A 13,968-nucleotide genomic window follows, 5' to 3' on the forward strand; every position below is an offset into this window, starting at 1 on the left:
CGCTGCCTTGCCGTCGCCCTGCCATGGGCAGGAAGGGCCGGTTTCCCTAAGCGCCAGAACGCGTTTGCGGTGCCGCAAGGACGCCGCGCACCTGAGTGGCGCGACGCGGTCCTGTCAAGGCTGGCAGGTGGGCCTGCACCGCGTCAACCGCAACGGCACTCCGAGATACGAAACTCCTCCGGCCCTGCGGCCAAAGCGCCAACTCACCGGTCAACGATCGGCGACCCGCTCCAAATCCACGAAGCGAAAGGCGAATTCGTCGCGCTCACCGGCCTCGTGCGCCTCTCGGAGGGTTTCACGGAAGGCGCTTCGGTCGAAGGGCGGAAAGTACGCATCACCTTCCGGTGCGGCATCGACCTCGGTGAGATGCAGCCGGTCGGCATGAGGCAGGGCGAGCCTGTAGATCTCTGCGCCGCCCACCACCATCAGCTCGTCGTTCTCGGCAGCGGCCAGCGCCGCGTCCCAGTCGTGCACGACGGTCGCGCCGGGGATGGCGAGGCTGCGGTCGCGAGTCAGGACGAGGCTGCGCCGGCCAGGCAGGGGGCGGCCGATCGAGTCCCAGGTCTTGCGGCCCATCAGAATCGGCTTGCCCATGGTCAGGGCCTTGAAGCGCTTGAGGTCGCTGGAAATCCGCCACGCGAGATCGTTGTCGCGGCCGATCACGCCGTTGCGGGCGATGGCGACGACGAGGGAGATGCGCGGTTTCTCCATCAGACAGCCACCGGCGCCTTGATGGCGGGATGCGGTTCGTAACCCTCGATCACGATATCCTCGAAGCGGAAGTCGAACAGCGAGCGCACCGCCGGGTTCAGGCGCAGCCGCGGCAGGGGCCGCGGCTCGCGCGCGAGTTGGAGGCGGGTCTGCTCCAGGTGATTGGCGTAGAGATGCGCGTCGCCGAAGGTGTGAACGAAGTCGCCGGCCCGCAGCCCCGTCACCTGCGCCATCATCGCGGTCAGCAGGGCGTAGCTCGCGATGTTGAAGGGCACCCCGAGGAAGGCGTCGGCCGAGCGCTGGTAGAGCTGGCAGGAGAGTCGGCCCTCCGCCACGTAGAATTGGAACAGGCAGTGGCAGGGTGCGAGCGCCATCCGGTCGAGGTCGGCCGGGTTCCAGGCCGAGACGATCAGGCGGCGCGAATCCGGGTTGCGGGCGATCTCGTCGAGAACCCAGGCGATCTGATCGACGGTGCCACCGTCGGGCTTGGCCCAACTGCGCCACTGCTTGCCGTAGACGGGGCCGAGATCACCCTTGGCGTCGGCCCACTCGTCCCAGATCGTGACGCCGTTCTCCTTCAGGTAGGCGATGTTGGTGTCGCCCTTCAGGAACCACAGCAGCTCGTGGATGATCGAGCGCAGGTGGAGCTGCTTGGTCGTGACCAGGGGAAAGCCATCGGCCAGATCGAACCGCATCTGGTGGCCGAACACGGACAGCGTGCCGGTGCCAGTGCGGTCCTCCTTGCGGACGCCCTCGGAGAGGATGCGGGTGAGCAGATCGTGATAGGCGCGCATGGCTCCTCAGATCTGGCGGTCGCCTGGGCCGATGTCGAGTCGGGCTATCTCGCCGTCCCGCCTTTCCCGCCGTTTTGGTTACGCAGGACCGGCTAGCGGAGAAGGCTCGGCCCGAGCTGGTAGGCGACGAGACAGAAGTTGCTCCAGCCGTGGAGCAGGATGCAGGGCCAGAGCCGGCCCGTGCGCCAGCGCAGCCAACCGAGCGTGAGCGCGAGCGGCAGCAGCGTCAACGGCCGCGCGAGCGCGCTCTTCGCGCCAGGGTCGAGTGAGACGTGGGCGAGGCAGAAGAGCAGCGCGGTCGCCACGATCGTCCCCGCCGGCCCGAGGAAAGCGCTCGCCCGGGCGAAGGTCTCGCCCCGTAGCAGCAACTCCTCCGCGACCGGTGCCAGCACCACGACGAAGGCGAACCATAGGCCGAGCATCGCTGGGCTCAGGAAGGGCGACAGGCGAACCCCGTTGCCGAAATTCATGTGGAGCGCCGCCGCGCTGGTCGTCACCCAGGTGATATGGATCAGCGGCCAGAGCGGCAGCAGCAGCCAGAGCCGCCGCATCGGGATGCGCGCCTCTACGGGGCGGGCCAGTCCGAGCCGCCGGCGCCACGCACCGCCTCCGGCCCAAGCAGCAAGCGCGATGACGAGAAGAGCCATCAAGACTTGCCGCAGGGCGTCCATCGCGACGGCACGGCCGGCAACTTCAGAGAGCGGCAAGCGCGGGCGTACGGCGTTGTCGGACAGCGGATCGATGCCCAGCCGCAGATCGCCGCCGATCCGGACGATGGCGATGGCGAGCCCGCTCGCGAGAAGCAGGATGAAGAGCGGTGTGGCGATGAGCAGGAGCACCTGGCCGAGCCACAACAACCCGGCTGTGATAGGGGCGAGTAGCGGCTTCGACGGGCGCGCGTCGGCGGCAGCAGGCGGCATATCGGCCACGCTCGCAACGCGGAGCGGGTCTGAGCGCAGATCGCTCTTCAAAACCGCCGTCGGCCTCTCTATATTCACCTTGCCGGTCGCAAGGCCGGCTATGGCGATAAACGTTCTTCGAAATAAACCTATCGGACCCGGGGGCGGTACCCGGCGCCTCCACCCGAACCCAGGACCGATGGCCGCACGGCCTCAGCGTGTTGGGTTCCGGCGGGGGCGAAATAGGATCGACGAGGGCGTAAAGGTAGAGCTTTCGCTCGGCATGGTTCCGCCGTTATCGGGCCTTTGCAATAGTTGCCAACGACAACTTTGCTCCGGTGGCTGTCGCCGCGTAAGCGGTGCCAAAAACCGACCTAAAGTCCTAGCGGGTAGCACCGCATAGGCGGGGTTCGGAGGTACCTGGCAACAGAAACCTCCACTCAATTTCCACGACCCGGCGCAGCCCAATCCCGGCCGTGACCGGTCAAGCGAGCGCCGATGGCCGAAGATCTGATCCGTTACGATCTCCTGGTTCAGGACGCCCTGCGCGGCGTCGTGCGCAAGGTGCTGACCGATGCCGCCCGCGAAGGGCTCTCCGGCGAGCACCACTTCTACATCTCGTTCCGCACCGAGGCGCCGGGCGTGCGCATGTCGCAGCGGCTGCGCGAGAAATACCCGCAGGATATGACGATCGTCCTGCAGCATCAGTTCTGGGATCTCGGCGTCACCGAGCACAGCTTTGAGGTTGGCCTGTCCTTCTCCGGGGTGCCGGAGCGACTGCTGATTCCGTTCGATGCGCTGTCGGGCTTCTTCGATCCGTCCGTGCAGTTCGGCCTGAAGTTCGACCTCAACGAGGGTGCCGAAGGCGAGCAGCCGGAGGAGTCGCAACCGAGCGCGCCCGCCAAGGCCGGTCCCCGCGGCGCGGCCTCCGAGCCTGCCGAGATCAAGCCGAAGGGCACGGGCCTAGCCACGGTGCAGGGCGGCCCGAAGATCGTCCCGGCCCTTCCCGTCGGGGGCAAGGCCAAGGCCGACGGCAAGTCGGACAACAAGTCCGAGGACGGTGCCGAGGCCAAGCCCGAGGCGGGCGAGAAGACCGATCGCGACAGCACCGCCGAGGTCGTGAGCCTGGACGCCTTCCGCAAGAAAAACTGATTCTTTTTCCCGCGCGACCCGTTCCTCGTGCAGAGGAGCGGTCCAGGCGTCAAACGCGGCGTTGCGCCATCATCCGTAGACCCTCCTTGGGCCGCAGCGTCACGCGGTGCAGCGGCGTGACCGGCGGATGGTCCGCGGGAAGAGTGAGCCGCACCGCCCGCGCCACCTGCGCGAGCACCAGCGTTGCCTCCTGTACGGAAAAACTCTGGCCGATGCAGACCCGCGGACCCGCTCCGAACGGCAAGTAGGCGAAGCGCTCGATGCCGTCGCGCCGCTCTCCGAGGAAGCGCTCGGGAATGAAGGCGTCCGGCTCGTCCCAAAGCTTCCGATGCCGGTGCATCACCCAGGGCGCGATGATGACGGTCGAGTTGCGGGGGATTTTCACCCGCCCGATCCGATCCTCGCGGAGCGCTTGGCGGCTGAGGAACGGCACCGGCGGGAAGAGCCGCATCGTCTCCTCCATCACCGCCTTGGTGAAGGGCAGCCGGTCGAGCTGCAGCGCGCCGTCCGGTCCCGCGGCGCCATCGGCCTCCGCCTCGACGCGGGCGCGCGCCGCCTCGTCCTGCGAGAGGCAGTAGAGCGCCCAGGTCAGTGCGTTGGCCGTGGTCTCGTGACCGGCGGCGATGAAGGTGACGATGTTGGCCTTCACCTCGATGTCGGAGAGGCCGCGACCCGTCTCCGGATCCTGGGCAGCCAGCAGCAGAGTCATCAGGTCGTGAGGCGCCTCGCCGCGGGCGAGGGCTGCCTTGCGCTGATCGAGAAGCGTGTCCACCACCTCTGCGAAGAAGCGGAGCGCCGGCCGCGCCCGCAAGCGGCCGATCCGCGGTACGAAGGCCGGGAAGCCGAACACGTCGAGAGGGTCGATCGGCCCGATCGATTCGAGGAGGCGGGTGATGGCGCGCCCGAGGGCATCGGGATCGCCGGGCAGACCTTGCGTGAAGATCGTCCGCTCCAGCACGTCGAGGGTGGCGCGGGTCATCTCCAGGGCGACATCGACGGTGGCACCGTCGCGCCGCGCCAGCCGCCGACCCAGGCGCGCCCCGGCGGCATCCATCTGTGCGACGAAGCCGGCAACGTGGCGCGCCGAGAAGATCGGCGCCAGCGTGCGCCGCTGCAGCCGCCACGCGTCGCCCTCCGCCGTGAGCAGCCCGTCGCCGAGGCCCGGGGCCAGCACCCGCTTCTGGAGGTCGTCCTTGCGGTAGTTTGCGGCCCGCTCAACGAGAAGGTAGCGCACCAAAGCCGGATCGCTGACGACGGTGACGCGCCCCATCGCCGTCTCGCCCGCGACGACGAACTCTTCGAAATGCGCATCCATCCAGGTCGCGATCGGGTTCTCGCGCACCTTTTTCAGGAAGGCGAACAGGCCGAGCGGCTGCGTGAGCGGCGCCGGCACCTTCGGGCGGAACGGCCCGGCATCCGTGATGCGGACCGGACGGGACGGCATATCCAGCATGAAGACGGGAGAACCTTGGCGGTGACGGAGTGCGCGATGCGTCATGTCCCGTTTCGGGCCGGCATCGCGCTTGGCATCGTGCTTCGTTAAGTAGGGCCGCATCCGAGCCAACGAAGAGGCCACGATGTCGCCGCACGAGAACCCTGCCGTCGAGACGCGCACCGAGTCCGACACCTTCGGCCCAATCGAGGTGCCCGCCCACCGCTACTGGGGTGCGCAGACGCAGCGCTCGATCCAGAACTTCAAGATCGGCACCGAGCGCCAGCCGGCGCCCCTCGTCCACGCGCTCGGCATCGTGAAACAGGCTGCTGCCCTTGTGAACAAGGATCTCGGCGGTCTCGACCCGAAGATCGCCGACGCCATCGCCGCGTCCGCCGCCGAGGTCGTCGCCGGCCAGCACGACGACGAGTTCCCGCTGGTGGTGTGGCAGACGGGTTCCGGCACGCAGTCCAACATGAACGCGAACGAGGTGATCGCGAGCCTCGCCAACGAGCGGCTCGGGGGCAAGCGCGGCGGCAAGTCGCCCGTCCACCCGAACGACCACTGCAACCGCGGCCAGTCTTCCAACGACACCTTCCCCACCGCCATGCACATTGCGGTCGCGCGCGAAGTGCAGGAGCGGCTGCTGCCCGCACTCTCCCACCTGCACGCCGCGCTCGACGCCAAGGCGAAGGAGTTCGAGAGCATCGTCAAGATCGGCCGCACCCACCTGCAGGATGCGACTCCGGTCTCGCTTGGTCAGGAATTCTCCGGTTACGCCGCGCAGGTCGCGCTCGGCGGCGCCCGCGTCGCCGCGACGCTGCCCGGCGTTCTGGCGCTGGCCCAGGGCGGCACGGCGGTCGGCACCGGCCTCAACGCGCATCCGGAATTCGCCGAACGGTTCGCGGCCAAGGTCGCGGAGCTGACCGGCCTGCCCTTCACCTCCGCCGAGAACAAGTTCGAGGCGCTCGCCACCCACGACGCCCTCGTCTTCCTTCAGGGCGCACTCACGGCCCTCGCCTCGGGCCTGTTCAAGATCGCCAACGACATCCGCCTGCTCGGTTCGGGCCCGCGCTCGGGTCTGGGCGAGCTGTCGCTACCGGAGAACGAGCCCGGCTCCTCGATCATGCCGGGCAAGGTCAACCCGACCCAGTGCGAGGCGCTGACGATGGTCTGCGCGCAGGTCGTCGGCAACGGCACCACGGTGAGTTTCGCCGGCTCACAGGGTCATTTCGAGCTCAACGTGTTCAAGCCGGTGATCGCCAACGCGGTGCTGCAATCGGTGCGGCTCCTGGCCGACGCTTCTGTCAGCTTCACCGACAACTGCGTCGTCGGCATCAAGGCCAACACTGACCGGATCAGCGATCTGATGAGCCGCTCACTCATGTTGGTGACCGCGCTCGCCCCCTCGATCGGCTACGACAAGGCCGCCGAGATCGCCAAGACCGCGCACAAGAACGGCACCACCTTGAAGGAGGAGGCGCTGCGGCTCGGCTACGTCACGGACGAGGAGTTCGAGCGGGTGGTGCGGCCCGAAACCATGCTGGCGCCGAGCGCGGAATAGGCGCTAGACTCGCTTCCCGGCGCGGACCCTCCGCGCCGGGTCGTCGGAAGGGCTGACGCGATGGCCGAGATCATCAACCTGCGCCAGGTGCGCAAGGACCGTGAGAAGGCGGCGAAAGAGGCCAAGGCCGCGGAGAACCGCATCCTGTTCGGCCGGCCGAAAAAGGCGAAGACGCTCGCCGAGACGCGCAAGGCGGTCGATCAGGCTCGCCACGAGGGCCACCGCCTCACTGACCCCGACAAGGAATGACGCGGGCGCCGTCGCGTGAGAACGCGAAACGATCGGTGATGATCGCGGGCCACCGCACGAGCGTCTCGCTGGAGGCGGAATTCTGGAGTGCGCTCCAGGAAATCGCGCGAGAGCGCGAACAATCGGTTCAGGCGCTGATCGGCGCGATCGATTCCGAGCGCGGCGAGCGCAACCTGTCCTCGGCACTTCGGATCTTCGTGCTGAACGCCTTTCGCGGCGCCCACGAGCCGTCAGAGCGCCCCCTCTCGGATCGCGCCGGGATCGGCCAGGGCGTGCAGGAGCCCGGCGGCGGAATGGGCGAAGCGTAGAGTCACCGCCTTGCGCCGGGCCGGGCTCAGCGCATGGTCCGGCGGCTCGCGCAGGATGGCGGCGCCGAAGGAATCGGCGACGATCAGGCCGCATTCCTCCGGGATCAGCGTTTCCGGCACCGTCTCGGGGATCGCGAAGAAGAAGCGGTCGCAATAGTCGCGGTAATCCGGCCATTTCCGGTCGGCGCGGAAGTCGGCGACGCTCGACTTGATCTCGACGATGGTGAGCCGGCCGGCCCCGCACAGGGCGATCACGTCGGCCCGGCGTCCGTTGGCGAGCGAAAATTCCGGAAGGCTCACGCAGCCCATCTCGGCGAGCAGGCGCCGCACCCCGCGCTGAATGTTCAGTGCGGTCGGCGACTGGCGGCGGTCGGGTGGCAGGACGATGTTGGCGAGAGCTGTGGACATGCCGGGCTGGTGGCTTGCGGATGCGGCCGAATCGAGTCGGCGCATCCTGCCAGCGGGATGGCGTCGGTGTCACCGGCCGCTTTGTCACATCGCCAGCGCCGCCCGGATCGCCGCGAACCCGTCCGTCAGGGCCGCCGGACCCGGCTGAAGGATCAGCGGCGACTTGATCTCGTGGATGCGCCCGGCCGCCACGGCCGGAATGCTCTCCCAGCCCGGCCGGGCGCGGATGCGCTCGACGTTGACGCGCTTGCCGCACCAGGAGGCGAGGATCACGTCGGGCGCCGCCGCGATGACCTGCTCCGCGGTGACGATCCGGTCCTTCGCGGCCTGCTCACGGCTCAAGGCCGGAAAAGCGTCCTGCCCGCCGGCATAGCCGATCAGGTCGGAGATCCAGCCGATGCCGGAAATCATCGGCTCGTCCCACTCCTCGAAGTAAACCTTGAGCCGCGGCCGTCCCACGCTTTCGGCCGCGGCCTCGGCGAGATGTGCTTCATAGGAGCGGGCGAGCGCCTCGGACCGCTCCACGGCGCCGACGAGGGCGCCGACGGTGCGGATCATAGCAAGGCAGCCGGCGACATCGCGCTGGTTGAACAGGTGAACCGCCACGCCCGCTCGGGCGAGGCTGGCGACGATCTCCGCCTGGAGGTCGGAGAAGGCGAGGACGAGATCCGGTTCGAGAGCGAGAATTTTCGGGAGGTCGGCGCTGGTGAAGGCCGAGACCCGTGGTTTTTCCCGGCGCACCTGCGGCGGGCGCACGGCGTAGCCCGAGACCCCGACGATGCGTCGATCCTCGCCCAGCAGGTAGAGCGTCTCGACGGTCTCCTCCGTGAGGCAGACGATGCGTTCGGGCGGAAAGCGGCGCATGGCGTCTCAGTGATGCAGCCAGGCCAGCAACCCTGCGCCGGGGGCGAGCAGCACGAAGGCCCAAACGAAGGCCGAACTCCAGTTCGCGAGTTGGAACGGGATTCGTCGGAGGCCGAAACTGCCGGCTACCAGCGGCACTACCGCCCGTGCCGGACCGATGAAGCGGCCGATGACGATGGCGCCCGCACCCCATCGCCGAAGGAAGGCTTCAGCCTTGGACGTCATCTCCGGATGGCGGCTCATCGGCCAGAGGCGCTTCACGCCGTCCTTGTAGTAGAATCCGACCTCGTAGGAGACCCAATCGCCCAGGGCCGCACCGATTCCGGCCCCGATCACCATCGGCCAGAAGGGCAGGCCGCTGCTGCCGATCAGCGCGCCGATGCCGAGAAGGATCGCGGTCGCCGGCACCAGCAGCGACAGCACCGCGAGCGATTCGCAGAAGGCGATCACCCCCGTCACGACCGGCGCCCAGGCCCTGTAGGTCTCGATGAAGGTGAGGATGGACTGGCGTGCGGCGTCGAAATCCATACTCACTCCGGAGGGCGGGTCGTGTCGGGCTGAGCCGTAACGCGTCTTCGCATCGATCGGATGCGCGGGGCCGTCGGCCGCGCTATCACGGCGCGGAAGCGGATACCGGAGCACCATGAAGGTTCTGTCGATCCAATCGCATGTCGCCTACGGCCATGTCGGGAATTCCTCCGCCGTCTTCCCGATGCAGCGCCTCGGCGTCGAGGTCTGGCCGGTGCATACGGTGCAGTTCTCGAACCATACCGGCTATGGACAGTGGCGCGGGCGCGTCTTCGACGGGCCGGCGGTGGAGGAGGTGGTGCAGGGCGTGGCCGAGCGTGGCGCTCTCAAGGAGTGCGACGCGGTACTCTCCGGCTATATGGGCTCGGCGGATATCGGCACCGCCATCCTGCGCACGGTCGCTGCGGTGCGCGCGGCCAACCGCGAGGCGCTCTATTGCTGCGACCCGGTGATCGGCGACAGCTATTCCGGCGTCTACGTCCGCCCCGGCATCGCCGATTTCATGCGGGCGCAGGCCGTGCCCGCGGCCGACATCCTCACGCCCAATCAGTTCGAGCTCGACCTGGTCTCGGATGCCCCAAGCGATACGCTGGAGGCGGCCAAGCGCGCGGCAGCCTCGGTGATGGCGCTCGGGCCGCGGGTCCTGCTCGTCACCTCGCTCACGACGGCCGAGACGCCGCCCGACGCGATCGACATGATGGCGGCTGAGGGGGGCTCGTTCTGGCGCGTGCGCACACCCCGGCTCGACCTGAAAGCCGTCTCGGGGGCGGGCGATGCGGTCGCCGCGCTCTATCTCGTGCATTACCTGCGCACGCGCTCGGCGGCTCTGGCGCTCGGCATGGCGGCGGCCTCGATCCACGGCCTGCTGCGGCGGACCGCCGAGGCCGGCTCCGAGGAGTTGCTGACCGTGGCGGCGCAAGAGGAATTCGTCGCGCCGAGCGCAGCCTTCCCGGTCGAGACCGTCTGAATCCTCTGAAGGAGCCATGATGTTGGAACGCCGCTTCGCCACCCTCGACGTGTTCACCGACACGCCGCTCGCCGGGAACCCGCTGGCGGTGGTGCTCGACGCCGACGGACTCAGCGGTGAGGCGATGCAGGCGATCGCCCGCGAGTTCAACCTGTCGGAGACCGTCTTCGTCCTGCCCCCGGAGGAGCCACGCCACCGGGCGCGCCTGCGCATCTTCACGCCCGCCCGCGAATTGCCCTTCGCGGGGCATCCGACCATCGGCACCGCGGTGCTGCTCGCCCTGCACGATCGCGCCGAGCGGCAGGCGGTGGCTCTGGCCGATGCCGCGGCCTTCGGGCTTGAGGAGGGGATCGGCACTCTCTCCTGTGCCGTCGAGGCGGCCGAGGATGGCCGCAGCGCCCGCGCCCGATTCAAGCTGCCTGTTCTGCCGGCCTTTCTCGGTGAAGCTGCGGCGAAGGACGCCCTGGCCGCGGCCCTGAGGCTGAAGCCCAGCGAGATCGGCTTCAATCGCCATCAGCCGAGCCGGCACGGCGCCGGCCCCCTCTTCACCTTCGTGCCGCTCGCCTCCGGCGAGGCGCTGACGCGCGCGCGGCTCGATGTCGGCCGGTTCGAGCGGCTGTTTCCGCAGGCGCAGGCCGATGCGCTCTACCTCTACGCTCTCGATGCGGAGGGTCTCGGGCAGCGCTACCAGGCGCGGATGTTTGCGCCCCATCTCGGCGTGGCGGAAGACCCGGCAACGGGCAGCGCCGCTGCGGCCTTCGCCGGCGTGCTGATGCAGTTCGAGCCGCTGGGCGAGGGCACCCACGACGTGGTGATCCGTCAGGGCGTCGCGATGGGGCGGCCGAGCATGATCGACCTTCAGCTCGTCATCGCCGAGGGCGCGCTCCGCTCCGTCGAGATCGGCGGACAGGCGGTGGTGGTGAGCGAGGGCGTGCTGCGTGTCGGTTGAGATCGTGGCGGAAGCGGCCCCTGGATTCAGCCTCACGCCGCTCAGACAGGTCTCTGCCCGGCGCATCGATCACGACTGGGCCTGGGCGCGGGACAATGCCGAGGCGATCGACCGCAACTGGGAGCGGCGCAAGGCGAAGACGCCGGGCCTGTTCGACGGGCCGGTCTATCTCGCCAGCGGCTGCACCATCGCCGACGGCGCTTGTGAGGCGAGCCTGTTCGAGGTGCGCTACTCGCGCTTCATCGCCTTTCGCGATGCGGGCGTGCCCGATGCGCTGGTGGCGAACGCCTTCGCGGCGATCGTTCCGCATAGCAGCGACGGCGCGGTGCTGCTCGGCGTGATGGGCACGCACACCGCCAATGCCGGACAGATCTACTTCCCCTGCGGCACGCCCGATCCCGGCGACCTGCGCGCGGACGGCACGGTCGACCTCGCAGGCAGCGCGGCGCGGGAGTTTTTGGAGGAGACCGGCCTGACGCTCCCCGAGGGATCGGAGGAGGAATGGATGCTCCTGCGCGGCGATGGCCAGCTCGCCTTCCTGCGCCCGGTCCGCTTCGACAGCGACGCCGAGACGCTGAAGGCGCGCATCGAAGCGCATCGCGGCCGGGAGGACGAGCCGGAACTCGCCCACAGCGTCATCGCCCGCTCGCGCACCGACATCGACGCCGCCCGGATGCCGGGCTTCGTGCAGGCGTATCTGGCGAGCGTCTTCCCGACCTGAAGACCGGACGTTCGGCTATCACCGATAGCCGTAGCGCGCCTTGGCCGCCGCGAGCAGGCTCATCGCCTCGCCCTCGCGGCCGGCGGTGCAGGCGCCTGCTGCCTTGTCGAGGTCGGCGCTGAAGCGTGTGCCGACGGCGGCGGACAGGTCGCCGGTCTTCACGTCGCCCGCGACGATGGCTTGCGTCCGTGCGATGGTTGGTCCGCATCCGCTACCGGTCGGCAGGGCGCTAACAGTGGGTGCCGTGGCCACGGTCGCGACCGGTGGGGGCGCGCTCGACTGGCATGCGCTCAAGGCGCAGCCGAGGAGAGCAAGGAAGACGGCACGGGGAAGCGGCGCGGGCACGACGGGTCTCTCCGATTGCGAGAGGAGGTTCGCTGCAGCCAAGCTTGGCCGGCGGGTTGTGCCTCCCGCGAGTGGGCCGGTCAATCGTGGCGGTGACGCGGCACAGCCATGTGCTTGTCACGATCCCCGCCAATCGGTACATACCGCCTCCCTGGTCGCATGACGGTCCGATGGCGGTCCGCTGGCGTGTCAGCCTCTGAGGAGAATCGAGCGTGGCCCCTGGCCGCTCCGTGCAGACGAACGACGGCGCCGCTTTCGCGGCCGTGTCGTCCTGCGCGCTCATTCTCGTAGGCCTGCTTCTTAGCCGCCCCTGAGGGCCGTCCGGGCGCGACCGCCTGGGCTCTCAGGGGATGCTGCTCGTCAACCGGAAGACAGGTTTTCCGGCGCCGCTCCCGAGGAGTCGAGCGCGCTGGCTACGAGGAACGAAAACCCATGGCGAACACTACTCAGAGCGCGAAGGACCGCGTCGTCATCTTCGACACGACGCTGCGCGACGGCGAGCAATGCCCCGGCGCAACCATGACCCTCGACGAGAAGCTGGCGGTCGCCGAACTGCTTGACACGATGGGCGTCGACATCATCGAGGCAGGCTTCCCGATCGCCTCGAACGGCGATTTCGAGGCCGTCTCCGAGATCGCCCGACGCACCAAGCACGCCACCGTGGCAGGTCTCGCCCGCGCCATCCCCGCCGATATCGCCCGCGCAGGCGAGGCGGTGCGCCACGCCCAGCGGGGCCGCATCCATACCTTCGTCTCGACCTCGGCCATCCACCTCGCCCACCAGATGCGCAAGACGCAGGACGAGGTGATCGAGATCATCCTGAAGACCGTGGCCCAGGCCCGCGACCTCGTCGAGGACGTGGAATGGTCGGCCATGGACGCGACCCGCACCGACATCGACTATCTCTGCCGCTGCGTCGAAGCCGCGATCCGCTCGGGCGCCACCACGATCAACCTGCCCGACACGGTGGGCTACGCCACGCCGCAGGAATACGGCGCGATGTTCCGAGCTGTGCGTGAGCGCGTACCGAACGCCGACAAGGCGATCTTCTCGGTGCATTGCCACAACGATCTGGGGCTGGCGGTGGCGAACTCGCTCGCCGGCCTGGAGGGCGGCGCCCGGCAGATCGAGTGTACGGTCAACGGCATCGGCGAGCGGGCCGGCAATGCGGCGCTCGAAGAGATCGTCATGGCGCTGCGCACCCGCGCCGACGTGATGCCCTACGACACCGGCATCGACACGACGATGCTGACCCGCGCCTCGAAGCTCGTCAGCCACGCGGCGAACTTCCCGGTCCAGTACAACAAGGCCATCGTCGGCCGGAACGCCTTCGCCCACGAGAGCGGCATCCACCAGGACGGGATGCTCAAGCATTCGGAGACCTACGAGATCATGACCCCGGCCTCCGTCGGGCTCGCCAAGACCTCACTGGTGATGGGCAAGCATTCGGGCCGGGCCGCGTTCAAGTCGAAGCTGGCGGAGCTCGGCATTTCGTTGTCCGACAACCAGTTCCAGGACGTGTTCGAGCGCTTCAAGGATCTGGCCGACCGCAAGAAGCACGTCTACGACGAGGATATCGAGGCGCTGGTGGACGAGAAGCTGGCGACCGCCCATGACCGCATCAAGCTGATGTCGCTCTCGGTGATCGCCGGCACGCGGGGCCCGCAGCGCGCCACGATGAAGATCGAGATGGACGGCCGCACCTTCACCGAGGAGGCCGACGGCAACGGTCCGGTGGACGCGGTGTTCAACGCCATCCACGCGATCGTGCCCCACGACGCGATGCTGGAGCTCTATCAGGTCCACGCCGTGACCGAGGGGACCGACGCCCAGGCCGAAGTCTCGGTCCGGCTCAAGGCCGGCGAGCGGTCGGTGACGGCACGCGGCGCTGATCCGGACACGCTGGTGGCCTCGGCCAAGGCGTATCTGTCGGCCTTGAACAAGCTCTCGGCGGCCTCCGTGCGGCTGCACGCCCAGCACGCCGCGGTGGTGTGACGGCCCACACCGTCCTTGCGAGGCGAAGCCGAAGCAATCCAGGGCGCGGCCTCTCCGGAAAGGCCGCGCCGCCTGGATTGCT

Annotated in this window: 16 protein-coding genes and 1 other RNA gene; 9 read left to right on the forward strand and 8 right to left on the reverse strand. The window is 68.6% G+C overall.

What is annotated here, in order from left to right:
- Positions 1 to 210: 210 nt before the first annotated feature.
- The 3 genes from FHU13_RS01515 to FHU13_RS01525 all read right to left on the reverse strand — a co-directional run bounded on the left by FHU13_RS01515 (position 211) and on the right by FHU13_RS01525 (position 2,425).
- Positions 211 to 711, reverse strand: coding sequence for a dihydrofolate reductase (locus tag FHU13_RS01515; RefSeq protein ID WP_183434089.1), 501 nt, complete (start codon positions 709 to 711; stop codon positions 211 to 213).
- Positions 711 to 1,505: a thymidylate synthase gene (locus tag FHU13_RS01520; protein ID WP_183434090.1), complete on the reverse strand. Its 795-nt coding sequence runs from the start codon at positions 1,503 to 1,505 to the stop codon at positions 711 to 713. The genes FHU13_RS01515 and FHU13_RS01520 overlap by 1 nt, the downstream gene beginning before the upstream one ends.
- A 92-nt stretch (positions 1,506 to 1,597) precedes the next feature.
- The gene (locus FHU13_RS01525) at positions 1,598 to 2,425 is read right to left on the reverse strand and encodes a CPBP family intramembrane glutamic endopeptidase (RefSeq protein ID WP_183434091.1); all 828 of its coding nucleotides are present in this window, start codon (positions 2,423 to 2,425) and stop codon (positions 1,598 to 1,600) included.
- Positions 2,426 to 2,467: 42 nt separating this feature from the next.
- Between FHU13_RS01525 and ssrA the strand changes: the two genes are divergently transcribed.
- Positions 2,468 to 2,845, forward strand: a transfer-messenger RNA (tmRNA) gene (gene ssrA, locus FHU13_RS01530).
- Between the two features lie 57 nt (positions 2,846 to 2,902).
- Positions 2,903 to 3,556, forward strand: coding sequence for an SspB family protein (locus FHU13_RS01535; RefSeq protein ID WP_183434092.1), 654 nt, complete (start codon positions 2,903 to 2,905; stop codon positions 3,554 to 3,556).
- Positions 3,557 to 3,605: 49 nt separating this feature from the next.
- Here FHU13_RS01535 and FHU13_RS01540 read toward each other — a convergent pair whose 3' ends face one another.
- A complete protein-coding gene (locus tag FHU13_RS01540; RefSeq protein WP_183434093.1) occupies positions 3,606 to 5,009 on the reverse strand; it encodes a cytochrome P450 in 1,404 nt (467 codons plus the stop codon).
- A 124-nt stretch (positions 5,010 to 5,133) separates the two neighbouring features.
- On the opposite strand from FHU13_RS01540, the gene fumC reads away from it, so the two are divergent.
- The 3 genes from fumC to FHU13_RS01555 are packed head-to-tail and all read left to right on the forward strand — an operon-like array spanning position 5,134 to position 7,109.
- Positions 5,134 to 6,552, forward strand: coding sequence for a class II fumarate hydratase (fumC, locus tag FHU13_RS01545; protein WP_183434094.1), 1,419 nt, complete (start codon positions 5,134 to 5,136; stop codon positions 6,550 to 6,552).
- 60 nt (positions 6,553 to 6,612) lie between these two features.
- On the forward strand, positions 6,613 to 6,801 hold the full coding sequence (locus FHU13_RS01550) for a DUF4169 family protein (protein WP_183434095.1): 189 nt from the start codon (positions 6,613 to 6,615) through the stop codon (positions 6,799 to 6,801).
- A 38-nt stretch (positions 6,802 to 6,839) separates the two neighbouring features.
- On the forward strand, positions 6,840 to 7,109 hold the full coding sequence (locus tag FHU13_RS01555; protein WP_312889540.1) for a ribbon-helix-helix domain-containing protein: 270 nt from the start codon (positions 6,840 to 6,842) through the stop codon (positions 7,107 to 7,109).
- Here FHU13_RS01555 and FHU13_RS01560 read toward each other — a convergent pair.
- From FHU13_RS01560 to FHU13_RS01570, 3 genes are all read right to left on the reverse strand, one after another.
- Entirely contained in the window at positions 7,032 to 7,517 is a 486-nt protein-coding gene (locus FHU13_RS01560; protein ID WP_183434097.1) for an MmcB family DNA repair protein, read from the reverse strand. The two genes, FHU13_RS01555 and FHU13_RS01560, sit on opposite strands and share 78 nt — an antisense overlap.
- Positions 7,518 to 7,601: 84 nt before the next feature.
- The gene (locus tag FHU13_RS01565) at positions 7,602 to 8,381 is read right to left on the reverse strand and encodes a cobalamin-binding protein (RefSeq protein WP_183434098.1); all 780 of its coding nucleotides are present in this window, start codon (positions 8,379 to 8,381) and stop codon (positions 7,602 to 7,604) included.
- A 6-nt stretch (positions 8,382 to 8,387) separates the two neighbouring features.
- On the reverse strand, positions 8,388 to 8,909 hold the full coding sequence (locus FHU13_RS01570) for a DedA family protein (RefSeq protein WP_183434099.1): 522 nt from the start codon (positions 8,907 to 8,909) through the stop codon (positions 8,388 to 8,390).
- Positions 8,910 to 9,024: 115 nt separating this feature from the next.
- On the opposite strand from FHU13_RS01570, the gene pdxY reads away from it, so the two are divergent.
- The 3 genes from pdxY to FHU13_RS01585 are packed head-to-tail and all read left to right on the forward strand — an operon-like array spanning position 9,025 to position 11,546.
- Positions 9,025 to 9,876, forward strand: coding sequence for a pyridoxal kinase PdxY (gene pdxY / locus FHU13_RS01575; RefSeq protein WP_183434100.1), 852 nt, complete (start codon positions 9,025 to 9,027; stop codon positions 9,874 to 9,876).
- 19 nt (positions 9,877 to 9,895) lie between these two features.
- Positions 9,896 to 10,825, forward strand: coding sequence for a PhzF family phenazine biosynthesis protein (locus FHU13_RS01580; RefSeq protein WP_183434101.1), 930 nt, complete (start codon positions 9,896 to 9,898; stop codon positions 10,823 to 10,825).
- Positions 10,815 to 11,546 carry an NUDIX hydrolase gene (locus FHU13_RS01585; RefSeq protein ID WP_183434102.1) on the forward strand — a complete coding sequence of 244 codons (732 nt, stop codon included), beginning with the start codon at positions 10,815 to 10,817 and terminating at the stop codon, positions 11,544 to 11,546. The genes FHU13_RS01580 and FHU13_RS01585 overlap by 11 nt, the downstream gene beginning before the upstream one ends.
- An 18-nt stretch (positions 11,547 to 11,564) precedes the next feature.
- Here FHU13_RS01585 and FHU13_RS01590 read toward each other — a convergent pair whose 3' ends face one another.
- Entirely contained in the window at positions 11,565 to 11,891 is a 327-nt protein-coding gene (locus FHU13_RS01590; RefSeq protein WP_183434103.1) for a hypothetical protein, read from the reverse strand.
- A gap of 432 nt (positions 11,892 to 12,323) precedes the next feature.
- Between FHU13_RS01590 and FHU13_RS01595 the strand changes: the two genes are divergently transcribed.
- On the forward strand, positions 12,324 to 13,886 hold the full coding sequence (locus FHU13_RS01595; protein WP_183434104.1) for a 2-isopropylmalate synthase: 1,563 nt from the start codon (positions 12,324 to 12,326) through the stop codon (positions 13,884 to 13,886).
- Positions 13,887 to 13,968 lie beyond the last annotated feature (82 nt).

Origin of the sequence: Methylobacterium sp. R2-1 (assembly GCF_014191355.1) — a bacterium.
In the GTDB taxonomy this organism is placed as follows: Bacteria; Pseudomonadota; Alphaproteobacteria; order Rhizobiales; family Beijerinckiaceae; genus Methylobacterium.

Coding starts and splice junctions, on each gene's coding strand:
- FHU13_RS01515 (WP_183434089.1), bottom strand. CDS start 711: ATGGAGAAACCGCGCATCTCCCTCGTCGTCGCCATCGCCCGCAACGGC.
- FHU13_RS01520 (WP_183434090.1), bottom strand. CDS start 1,505: ATGCGCGCCTATCACGATCTGCTCACCCGCATCCTCTCCGAGGGCGTC.
- FHU13_RS01525 (WP_183434091.1), bottom strand. CDS start 2,425: ATGCCGCCTGCTGCCGCCGACGCGCGCCCGTCGAAGCCGCTACTCGCC.
- FHU13_RS01535 (WP_183434092.1), top strand. CDS start 2,903: ATGGCCGAAGATCTGATCCGTTACGATCTCCTGGTTCAGGACGCCCTG.
- FHU13_RS01540 (WP_183434093.1), bottom strand. CDS start 5,009: ATGCTGGATATGCCGTCCCGTCCGGTCCGCATCACGGATGCCGGGCCG.
- fumC (WP_183434094.1), top strand. CDS start 5,134: ATGTCGCCGCACGAGAACCCTGCCGTCGAGACGCGCACCGAGTCCGAC.
- FHU13_RS01550 (WP_183434095.1), top strand. CDS start 6,613: ATGGCCGAGATCATCAACCTGCGCCAGGTGCGCAAGGACCGTGAGAAG.
- FHU13_RS01555 (WP_312889540.1), top strand. CDS start 6,840: ATGATCGCGGGCCACCGCACGAGCGTCTCGCTGGAGGCGGAATTCTGG.
- FHU13_RS01560 (WP_183434097.1), bottom strand. CDS start 7,517: ATGTCCACAGCTCTCGCCAACATCGTCCTGCCACCCGACCGCCGCCAG.
- FHU13_RS01565 (WP_183434098.1), bottom strand. CDS start 8,381: ATGCGCCGCTTTCCGCCCGAACGCATCGTCTGCCTCACGGAGGAGACC.
- FHU13_RS01570 (WP_183434099.1), bottom strand. CDS start 8,909: ATGGATTTCGACGCCGCACGCCAGTCCATCCTCACCTTCATCGAGACC.
- pdxY (WP_183434100.1), top strand. CDS start 9,025: ATGAAGGTTCTGTCGATCCAATCGCATGTCGCCTACGGCCATGTCGGG.
- FHU13_RS01580 (WP_183434101.1), top strand. CDS start 9,896: ATGTTGGAACGCCGCTTCGCCACCCTCGACGTGTTCACCGACACGCCG.
- FHU13_RS01595 (WP_183434104.1), top strand. CDS start 12,324: ATGGCGAACACTACTCAGAGCGCGAAGGACCGCGTCGTCATCTTCGAC.